The sequence below is a fragment of the Methanobrevibacter sp. genome (assembly GCF_045577275.1).
Taxonomy (GTDB): Archaea; Methanobacteriota; Methanobacteria; order Methanobacteriales; family Methanobacteriaceae; genus Methanobrevibacter.
The window spans coordinates 1-6,529 of the sequence record NZ_JAZNIB010000201.1; the positions used below are offsets into that span (position 1 = coordinate 1).

General features: G+C 31.6%; 5 protein-coding genes and 2 pseudogenes. All 7 read left to right on the plus strand.

The window, feature by feature from the left end; translation table 11 throughout:
- Positions 1–385: 385 nt before the first annotated feature.
- Positions 386–1,138 (plus strand): annotated as a pseudogene (gene psmA / locus ACKI67_RS05905) (archaeal proteasome endopeptidase complex subunit alpha); the annotation flags it as partial.
- A gap of 406 nt (positions 1,139–1,544) precedes the next feature.
- Positions 1,545–2,249, plus strand: a complete 705-nt coding sequence (locus ACKI67_RS05910; RefSeq protein WP_407462513.1) for a ribosome assembly factor SBDS — start codon at positions 1,545–1,547, stop codon at positions 2,247–2,249.
- A gap of 142 nt (positions 2,250–2,391) precedes the next feature.
- Positions 2,392–3,069: pseudogene (rrp4, locus tag ACKI67_RS05915) on the plus strand (exosome complex RNA-binding protein Rrp4); the annotation flags it as partial.
- 735 nt (positions 3,070–3,804) lie between these two features.
- Positions 3,805–4,503 (plus strand): exosome complex exonuclease Rrp41, encoded by a 699-nt coding sequence (gene rrp41 / locus ACKI67_RS05920; RefSeq protein ID WP_407462514.1) that lies wholly within the window; start codon positions 3,805–3,807, stop codon positions 4,501–4,503.
- A gap of 11 nt (positions 4,504–4,514) precedes the next feature.
- Positions 4,515–5,306: an exosome complex protein Rrp42 gene (rrp42, locus tag ACKI67_RS05925; protein WP_407462515.1), complete on the plus strand. Its 792-nt coding sequence runs from the start codon at positions 4,515–4,517 to the stop codon at positions 5,304–5,306.
- Between the two features lie 527 nt (positions 5,307–5,833).
- The gene (gene rpl37A, locus ACKI67_RS05930) at positions 5,834–6,103 is read left to right on the plus strand and encodes a 50S ribosomal protein L37Ae (protein ID WP_292788178.1); all 270 of its coding nucleotides are present in this window, start codon (positions 5,834–5,836) and stop codon (positions 6,101–6,103) included.
- Positions 6,104–6,253: a DNA-directed RNA polymerase subunit P gene (locus tag ACKI67_RS05935; RefSeq protein ID WP_407462516.1), complete on the plus strand. Its 150-nt coding sequence runs from the start codon at positions 6,104–6,106 to the stop codon at positions 6,251–6,253. It begins immediately after the preceding gene.
- Positions 6,254–6,529: the final 276 nt, after the last annotated feature.

Here is a 6,529-nt window from a genome sequence, read left to right on the forward strand (position 1 = left end):
TAAAAAATTTTTACAAAGATTTATAAATAACTTTATAATAATATATTATTGACAGAAATATCAATAAAATACATATTACCAAATAACAGAATGTTTGGTTTATTTTTTAAAATTAGTTCAATTGGTTTAAAGTAGATTATGGTTCAATTTATTTTATTCTTTTTATAGCACTGTAATTTACAAAATAAGGGAAAACAAGTAATTTAAATAAAATTGATCATTAATTCATTTGTATGATTGATTGGTTTTTAATCATTGTAAATTTGAGGAATGAAATTAAAACTCATATCATTTTAAGCAAATCGGATTGATTTTAAATAAAATATGTAGTTTATTAGGCAGTTAATCAGAATTAAAAAAAGTTTATTAAAATAGGTGATATTAAATGCAACCTTTACAACAACAAAATGCTGGATATGACAGAGCAATTACTGTATTCAGTCCAGATGGAAGACTTTTCCAAGTAGAATACGCAAGAGAAGCTGTAAAAAGAGGAACCACTTCTTTAGGTCTTAAATCCAAAGATGGTGTAGTTCTTATTGTAGATAAAAGAACTGTCAGCAGATTAGTGGAAGCAAAATCAATTGAAAAAATATTCCAAATCGACAATCATATTGGTGCTGCTACTTCCGGTCTTGTTGCTGATGCAAGAGCTTTAATTGAAAGAGCACGTATTGAATCTCAGATTAATAAAATAACTTACAATGAACCAATTTTAGTTGGAGGTTTAGCTAAAAAAATCTGTGACATGAAACAAATGTACACCCAAAATGGTGGTGTAAGACCTTTCGGTTCAGCACTCATCATTGGTGGAGTGAATGGTGAAGACGTAAAATTATTCGAAACAGACCCAAGTGGAGCTTTAATTGAATATAAGGCAACCGCTATCGGATCTGGTGTACAAGCAGCTATGGATGTCTTCGAAGAAAGCTATGAAGACGACATCAGTTTAGAAGGTGCAATCAACTTAGGTTTAGATGCACTTTATGAAGCTACTGAAGGCAGAACCTCTGAACAAAGTGTTGAAATAGCTGTCATTGAAGTAGATACTCAAAGCTACAGAAAACTTTCTGAAGAGGAAGTATCTGAATATGTCAAAGCTCTTCTTGAGAGAAAGGCTGAAGAAGAGGAAGAGGAAGCTGCAGAAGAGGAAGCTGAAGAAACTGAAGCTGCAGAAGAAACTGTAGAAGCAGAAAAAGTGGAAGAAGCTGAATCTGAAGAAGTTTCTGAAGAAGAAGCAGATAAAAATGATGAAGAGAATGCTACTGAAGAAGGCTCTGAAGAGTAATGTTGTAAGGCAAACCGCAAAGTTTGGCGTAAAGTTAGTACTCACAGAGAAATTCTTGAAAAAACATAAGCATATTAGAATGATTGTTAAATACATCTAATTGTTTAACTTTCATCTAAATTTTATTTCTTTTGAGAATTCTTATGAATTCTCCTTTTATTCTTACATTTTTATTAATGTATTGCAAATTATTCTTACATTTTATTTTTTTAAATGTAGACGATTTATCAAATTATATTGGATTAGGTGAGTAAGCATGGTAAATATAGATGAGGCTATTATTGCAAGATTAGAATCTCATGGCGAAAAATTTGAAATTTTAGTTGATCCTGATTTAGCTGCAGACTTTAGAAATCCTGATAATGAGAAAAAAATTGAAATTGAAGATATTTTAGCTGTCGAAGAAATATTCAAAGATTCCAAAAAAGGGGATAAGGCTTCAGAAGAAGCTATGAATAAAGTATTCGAAACAACAGATGTTTTGGAAGTTGCAGAACAGATTCTTTTAAAGGGAACTGTTCAATTAACTGCAGAGCAAAGAAGGCAAATGCAGGAAGACAAAAGAAAACAGGTCATTGCTAAAATAGCCAGAGAAGGTATAAATCCTCAAAATGGTCTTCCACATCCTGCAATGAGGATTGAAAATGCAATGAATGAAGCTAAAGTTAAGGTTGATGCATTCAAATCTGTTGATGAACAAGTTGAAATCGCTTTAAAAGCAATTAAAGTTTTAATTCCAATTAAATTTGAAAAAGTTAAAATAGCAGTTAGATTACCAAGTACAGCAGCAGGAAATGCTTATTCTGCAATTCGCCCATTCGGACAAATCATAAATGAAGAATGGCAACAAGATGGATCTTGGATTGGAATTGTGGAAATGCCTGGTGGTCTTCAAGATGATTTTAATCATAAAATGGCTTCTATCTCAGGAGGAGAAGCTGAAACTAAATTAATTAAATAACTATAAACAGGTTCATTGGCAATTGAATGGCTTAATGGATTTTAATTTAATTAGAGAATAAGAGACTAATTGAATTAACGTTATAGGTGTTTTAATTTAGGTGTGTAGTTGAATTTGATATACTCTTATGGGAAGTATATATATGATATATGTGAATGAAAAAGATTTAGTTGTTCCTGGAGAATTATTAGCAGAAGATGATTATTATTCAGGAAGAGGAACCTTTGAGGATGATGGAAAAATATGTTCCAAACTCTTAGGTTTAGTTTCTTTAAGAAATAAGAAAATTAGTGTAATTCCTTTAAAAAGTAAATATCTTCCTAAAAAAGGAGATGTAGTTATTGGTAAAATCGATGATGTCAGATTTTCAATGTGGGGAGTGGACATAAACTCACCATACTCTGGTATCTTGCCTGCATCTGAAGTATTCGGAAGAGAGAAAAAGGAATTGAGTAGAGTATTCGATATTGGTGATGTTCTTTTCTTAAGAATCGTCGATGTTGATGAAGTTAAAAAGGTTAAATTAGGTTTAAAAGGCCGTGGAATGGGTAAATTTAAAGGAGGAGTCATTGTAGACATTGCTCCTACTAAAGTGCCTCGTTTGATTGGTAAGAAAGGTTCCATGATCAACATGATCAAAGATAAGACTGGCTGTAAGATTGTAGTCGGTCAAAATGGTCTTGTTTGGGTAAAAGGTAATGAAGACATGGAACAGATTGTTAAAAACATTATCAAGCTTATAGAAAAAGAAGCTCATACCTCTGGCTTAACTGATAGAATTAAAAACAAACTTTGTTTACTTATCGATGGCGAATTGCCTCCAGAAGAGGAAGTGGCTAAGGAAGAAGAACAAGTCGAAGATGATTTTGAAGAAGATGCATTCGAAGATGGCTTGAAAAAACCTGAACTTCAAGACTTCAGAGAAGAAGTTGAAAAGGAATTAGCTGAAGAAGGTTTCGATGTTATAGAAGATGAAGATTTAGATGATTCCGAAGAGGAAGATGTGGAAGAATTTAATGATGAATCTGAAGATTATGAAGATATCGAAGAAGAATTTGAAGAAGAATTTGAAGACTTAGATGATGAATCTGAAGATGAAATCGAAGAATTCGATGAAGATGTCTCTGATGAAGAATTGGAAGATGTAATAAGTGAAGCTATTTCTGAAGATGAAGTTGAAGAAGAGGCTGCAGATGAAGAGGAATCTGCTGAAGATGATGCAGAAGAATCTGACGATGCCGAAGAAGAAACTTCACAAGAGAATGCAGAAGAAGAATCTGGCGATGAAACTGATGAAGAAAAGGGAGAAAAATCCAAAAAACCAAATTTTATGGACACTTATGAATACATAAATGAACAAAAAAAGAACAACAATAAATCTTCTTTTGACTTAAGTCGTGCAGATAATTCCAACTCTCCTACTTTGAACATTTCACAAAGAAGAGGTATTTAAGCTGTTGAATTTGAATTGATATAATTGAATAATTAATATGTTTCAAATATTATCATTATTATTTATAATTTAAACGTGACATAAGAAGAGGTGTTTTTTAGTATGTCAAATGACAAAGAATTAAGAGCCGATGGAAGAGCTTTTGATGAGCTCCGTCCAATTAAAATTGAAGCTGGAGTCTTAAAAAGAGCAGATGGTTCTGCTTACTTGGAAGTTGGTGGAAATAAAATTTTAGCATCTGTCTATGGTCCAAGAGAATCTTATATTAGACGTTTATTAAAACCTAATACTGGTGTAATTAGAGTAAGATACAACATGGCTCCATTTTCAGTAGATGACCGTAAAAGACCAGGTCCAGATAGAAGATCAACTGAAATTTCCAAAATAGCTGCTGATGCACTCAGACCTGCTTTAATGTTGGAATCTTTCCCAAGATCCATGGTCGATGTATCAATTGAAATCATTGAAGCGGAAGGTGGAACCCGTTGTGCAGGAATTACTGCAGCTGCTGTAGCATTAGCTGATGCAGGTATTCCAATGAAAGATATTGTAGTGGGCTGTGCAGCAGGTAAGGTAAATGACCAAATTGTAGTGGACTTATCTGAAAAAGAGGATAAGGAAGGACAAGCTGACGTTCCTATCGCTATCATGCCAAGAACCGGCGAAATTACTTTACTCCAAGCAGACGGTAACTTAACTGAAGAAGAATTTGAAGAAGCTTTGGATTTAGCTATTGAAGGTTGTAAAAAGATTAGCGAACTCCAACATGAAGCTTTAAAAGCTAGGTATAGTTCAGAATAGGTTGTGAAAATATGGATATTGTACCAGAAATTACTAGAAGAAGTATTACAAGACTTATAAATGATGGTAAAAGAGCTGATGGAAGAGCTTTTGATGAAAGAAGAGATATTTTCATTGAACCTAATGTAATTGATAAGGCAGAAGGTTCTGCAAGAGTTAAATTAGGTGACACTCAAGTTATTGTAGGTGTAAAACCAACTATTGGTGAACCATTCGGAGACACCCCTAATTTAGGTGTATTGATGACCAACTGTGAACTCTTGCCAATGGCTGCTCCTGGATTCGAACCAGGTCCACCTAGCCCAGAATCCATTGAACTTGCACGTGTTGTAGATCGTGGAATCCGTGAAAGTGAATTGGTGGATTTAGAAAAGCTTTGTATTGAAGAAGGTAAAAAAGTATGGATGCTTTTCATTGACTTGCATGTAATCGATTATGATGGAAATCTCTTTGATGCATCTAACCTTGCTGTAATGGCAGCTTTAATGAACACTAAATTACCAGTTGCTGAATATGTTGATGATGAAGTTGTCTTATCTGAAGATGAAACTATGGATTTACCTATCAGAGATAAATTAGCTTTATCCACATTTGTAAAAATCGGCAATGGCTTAGTTTTAGATCCTTCTTTAGAAGAGGAAGAAATCTTGGATGCAAGAATAACCATTGGTGTTACTGATGAAGGAAACCATGTTTGTTCCATGCAAAAAGGTGGAGAAGCACCTTTAACCAGAGATGAAATCCTTGATGCTGTACATATGGCATTCACTACCAAAGACGATCTATTAAGTTATTTAGACTAGTCAGACTTTTTAAAAAGTTTGATTAGAATTTTTACTAGTTTTGAGTAATTCTCTTAACTAGTTTTTAATTATTTTTTATTTTATTCATAATTTTTTTATTTATTTTCAAAATTGTTTTAATATAAATATTTATTGTAAAAAATAGTTTGATTTATTATTTTAATTAGAAAATTAAAGATTCATTCCAATCTATAATAAAAAACAGCTATTTTTCTTAATTAAAATATCCAAAAAACCATTAACTTTATATACTTATAAATACTATATTATATTATTAGTTAAATTTATAGCCTAATTGCTGTAATGGTTTTATAATTTTAACAATCATTCTCTTTATTTTAATTATCATTATCGTTTTATAATTAGTAAAGCAGATTTTTTATGATCTTTTAAATGAAGACAAGAGTATGTCTTATTATCTATTATATTTATTATTTATCGATGATGGGATTAAATAATATAAATTAAGCTTTGTAGGTGTTGAAGCTTAATATTTAATTAATTCAATTTTACTGGAGATATTTTAAATGGCAAGAACAAAAAAAGTTGGTATTACTGGCAGATTTGGTGCTAGATACGGAAGAAAAGCAAAAAGACAAGTTAAGAAAATCGAAGAAAACATGAAAAAGAAACATGTTTGCCCTAAATGTGACAGACCTTACGTCAAAAGAGTAAGTGCTGGAATTTGGGAATGTAAAAAATGTGGTACCGTCTTTACCGGTGGAGCATATGTACCTGAAACTCCTATGGCAAAAGCTGCTACCCGTAACATTAAAAGAGTAGTTGGAGGAAACTAATTGTATTATTGCCCTCAATGTGGAACTGAAGTAGATCCTCAAGAAATGAGATTACATAAGGAATCCAGAGGAAACAAATGTCCTAAATGTAGATATAGGATTTTATTTAAAAAAGTTCCAGAAGACAGAAACCATGTAAAAGCAAGATAGTTATTGATTTTTTAATTATAATTATTTTTTATAATTTAATAATTATCTTTAATAACTATTTAGCTTATCGCAGCTAAGATATTAACTGCATTCATTCTATTTTTTTTAGCTATTTAGTTATTATAGCTACTGACTAATTTTAATTTAAATTAAAATTAGTTTTCTTTTTACTTTTGTATTAATGATTTTTAGTAAAATTTTTAGTTTAAAATTTTAAATTTTATGCATTTTTACGTATTTTCCATTCTTATTTTAATTGAAAATAAAAAAGGGGAT